Source organism: Candidatus Frankia alpina (assembly GCF_902806485.1).
In the GTDB taxonomy this organism is placed as follows: Bacteria; Actinomycetota; Actinomycetes; order Frankiales; family Frankiaceae; genus Frankia; species Frankia alpina.
On record NZ_CADCWT010000393.1, the window covers coordinates 1 to 2799 of the forward strand.

Sequence of the window (2799 nt, forward strand, 5' to 3'; positions counted from 1 at the left end):
TTTCTCTCACCTACGAAAAGGCTTGGAAGAGACCAAGATCGATGGAAACTCGGGCTAGCGCCCACGGCGGGCGAGCACGGGCCGGCGGACCTGCCGCTTACGAGCCGGTGAGCAGCATCGCCCCGCTGAAGGGGCCGACCGCGTTGGTCCACACCGCGACCTCAGCGTCGGCGACCTGGCGCTCGCCCGACTGGCCACCGCGCAGTTGCCGGGTGGCTTCGATGCAGAAGTTCGCGCCGTGCCGGCGGCCCACGTTGCACGCACCGCCGTCGGTGTTCGTGGGCAGCGCGCCGGTGAGGCTGGTACCGCCGCCGCTGACGAACGGACCCGCCTGCCCCGGCTCGCAGATCCCCAGCGCCTCCAGCCACTGCAACGTGATGACGCTGAAGCCGTCGTAAAGCTGGGCGCAGTCGAGGTCGGCGGCGGTCAGGTCGGTGTTGGACCACAGCTCGCGCAGGCAGTGCACCGGGGACGTCCGGACCATGTCAGGCAGCAGCTCGAAGGTCATGTCGTGGGTGGCCGAGAGCGCGGTCGCCTCGACGAACACCGGCTTCTGGCGCAGGTCGCGGGCCCGCTGTTCGGTGGTGAAGATGACGGCCGCGCCCGAGTCGCAGGGGTAGTCGCAGTCGAGCAGCCGCAGCGGCTTGCTGATGTAGGGCGCGGCGAGATAGTCCTCGACCGTCAGCGGTTCCCGCATCAGCGCCTCGGGATTCTTCGCGGCGTAGCCGCGCTGGGTGACGGCGAAGTTCGCGAAGTCCTCCTCGGTCACGTCGGACTCGTGCAGGTAGCGGTTGGTCAGCAGGCCCGCCCACTGCGCCGGCATCAGATCGCCGAACGGGTGCTGGAACTGCGCGTCGAAGGCCATCCCGGTCCCCCCGGCCCACAAGTTGGCCTGGCTCGACTGCTGCAGGATCACCCGCATGGCCACCACCGTGTCGGCCTGGCCGCTGGCGACCGCGTGAACGGCATGGATGGCCGGGCTGATGAAGGCCGGCGAGATGCCGACGTCGAGGTGCCAGCGCCGCGGCGAGAAACCGAGCATGTGCGCGAAGTCGATCGGGTTGCCGCCCCAGGTGGTCAGCCCGTCGATGTCGGCGGATTCGAGACCGGCGTCCGCGAGGGCGGCCCGCGCCGCCTGGGCCGCGTGGTGGCGTTCGCTCAACCCCGTGCGCCGCCCGGCGTCGGAGTAACCGACACCGACGATGGCGACCCGGCGCCCGCCGGTCACGCGAGGCTCCCCGCGGGAACGAACACCGGGATCGTGAGGTCCGGCGAGAAGTCCTCGAAGGTGACCTCGACCGGCATCCCGAACCGCACGTCAGGCTCGGCGATCCCCACCAGGTTGGACAGCATCCGCAGGCCGGCCTGCTCGGCGAGCTCGATCGACGCGGGCAGGTAGGGCACCCGGTCGGCGAAGAACGGATGGAACGCCCGGCGCGTCTCGGTGTAGCTGTACACCGAACCCCGCCCGGACACCGGCTCGAACGCCAGGCGGAAGGAGCCGCAGCGCCGGCAGACCGGCCGCGGGAGGTGGATGAACAGACCGCAGTCCTGGCAGCGCTGGAGCTCCAGCCTGCGCTCCCGCGCCGCGGCCCAGAACGGCGCGCTCAGCGCGTCGATCACCATCTCGGGGGGCGCGGGCCTCACTAAATCCGCCTGCTGCGTCATGTCGGCTTCGTCCTCTCGCCTCGGGCGCCGGGGGCGGCTCGGCCTGGGACCAGAAGACCATGGCAGCAACCGCCCCGTCAGCGCGCCGAAGACAGCCCACGCCGATCGTGACCGACGACAGCGTTGCCGGCACTTGCTCCCACAGGCACCGTAGTTCGGCGCGTCGTCCCCGAGCAAGGAGCCCGCCACACCGCGGACCCAGCCGATGCACCGGCGTCAGGGCGCGAGCTGCTCCACGCTGGCCCCGACGGCCTCGTAAGTCATGGCGGCCCGCTGGTCCAGGCTCAGCAGGGTCGCCCGGTGCTCGACGGCGGTGAAGGCGATCAGGGCGTCGTAGGCGGGCCCGCCGAGGATCTGACTGGTCGCCAACCTGGCGAGGAGGTCCCGGTAGCCGGCGTCCGACAGGGGCAGGAACGGATCGGGGAACCGCTCGGCGAGGAACGTGTGCACGAGCGATGGCTGGGCCCGGTGCGGTGGAGGCAGGCGGGTCAGAACGGAGTAGGACTCGACCGCCGCGTGCGCGATCAGGCGCGGCCGCGTGGCCAGGGCCTTGCGGGCGAGGGCGTGGTGCTCGTGCCAGCTCGCGAAGGCGGCTACCACGACGCTCGAGTCGACCGCGTTCACCGTCGGGTCCGTTCCAGCGTCTCGCGCACCTGGTCGGCGGTCAGGACCGGCATGTCGACGTCCGCCACGGCGACCACGCCGTCGCCTTCGTCGACGAGTGTCATCGGTGTGGGTGCCGGCACGATCTCCAGCCGTCCGTCCCGTTCGGCGATCTCCAGCGGCTGGCCAGCCGTGAGGCCGAGCGCGTCGCGCAACGCCTTCGGAATCACGACCCGCCCGGCAGCATCGATGGCAGTTCGCATGCCATAAATCTACCATTCTCCGACCGTGACGGGTCCGCGCATCTGGATTACCGCTCCACGCCGTAGCGGCCGGCGATCCCGGTGGCGAGCAGCTCCAGGCCCAGGCGGAATCCCCGCTCGTCGGCTCCCAGCACGCCCTCGATGTCGGCCAACCGGCTGAGCTGGGGGTACTCGTCGGCGGGAAGCCGCCTGTCGTGGGTCGGCGCCACGGCCGGGACGCCGCCGACCCCGTTGGCCGCGTTGGCCGCGTTGGCCGCGTTGGCCG

The 2799-nt window shown here is 71.2% G+C and carries 4 protein-coding genes and 1 pseudogene; all 5 read right to left on the bottom strand.

Annotated elements, in window-relative coordinates; all coding sequences use genetic code 11:
• Positions 1-97: 97 nt before the first annotated feature.
• Positions 98-1228: a thiolase family protein gene (locus G6R25_RS23140; RefSeq protein ID WP_163554557.1), complete on the bottom strand. Its 1131-nt coding sequence runs from the start codon at positions 1226-1228 to the stop codon at positions 98-100.
• Positions 1225-1668 carry a Zn-ribbon domain-containing OB-fold protein gene (locus tag G6R25_RS23145; protein ID WP_163554558.1) on the bottom strand — a complete coding sequence of 148 codons (444 nt, stop codon included), beginning with the start codon at positions 1666-1668 and terminating at the stop codon, positions 1225-1227. Before G6R25_RS23145 ends, G6R25_RS23140 begins: the two co-directional genes overlap by 4 nt.
• 216 nt (positions 1669-1884) lie before the next feature.
• A complete protein-coding gene (locus tag G6R25_RS23150) occupies positions 1885-2292 on the bottom strand; it encodes a type II toxin-antitoxin system VapC family toxin (RefSeq protein WP_163554559.1) in 408 nt (135 codons plus the stop codon).
• On the bottom strand, positions 2289-2534 hold the full coding sequence (locus tag G6R25_RS23155; RefSeq protein WP_163554560.1) for an AbrB/MazE/SpoVT family DNA-binding domain-containing protein: 246 nt from the start codon (positions 2532-2534) through the stop codon (positions 2289-2291). Before G6R25_RS23155 ends, G6R25_RS23150 begins: the two co-directional genes overlap by 4 nt.
• A 47-nt stretch (positions 2535-2581) precedes the next feature.
• Positions 2582-2799: pseudogene (locus G6R25_RS23160) on the bottom strand (TetR/AcrR family transcriptional regulator); the annotation flags it as partial.